1 protein-coding gene is annotated in these 447 nt (G+C 42.5%); it reads left to right on the top strand.

What is annotated here, in order from left to right; translation table 11 throughout:
* The coding region (locus tag CAN34_RS13790) for a DNA gyrase C-terminal beta-propeller domain-containing protein (RefSeq protein ID WP_302476525.1) at positions 1–447 on the top strand (447 nt) is incomplete at both ends.

Here is a 447-nt window from a genome sequence, read left to right as displayed (position 1 = left end):
TTTATAGTATCGCTGCTCATAACCTTGCATCTGCCCTCTGTAAGGGCGATCCGCTCACTAGTGTTATAAACCCTCGAGCAGGGGTAACTGTTGAGCAATTGCTAACCGGTGACAATGACCAGCGTATTATTTTAGCCAGCTCGCAAGGCTATGGTTTTATCAATACGCTTGGCAATTTAGATAGTAATCAAAAAGCCGGTAAAAACATCATTAACCTTGCTGCCAATAGCCGATTGTTGCCTATCGCGCGTATCGACGCTCAAGCTGATTTGATTGTAAGCTCTGAGAATAATGACAACTCTGCTAGCGAAAATAGCGCTACTCCTGACCATATCGCTGTCGTGACCAATGCTGGCTATTTATTGATATTTGCACTTGATGATTTACCTGAACAGGCTCGCGGTAAAGGTAATAAAATGATTAATTTAAAAGGTGATGAAGAAGTGC

The sequence above is a fragment of the Psychrobacter sp. DAB_AL32B genome (assembly GCF_002224105.1).
GTDB lineage: Bacteria > Pseudomonadota > Gammaproteobacteria > Pseudomonadales > Moraxellaceae > Psychrobacter.
Note: the sequence above shows the minus strand (reverse complement) of the source record. Positions and strands in the feature narration are given on the sequence as shown.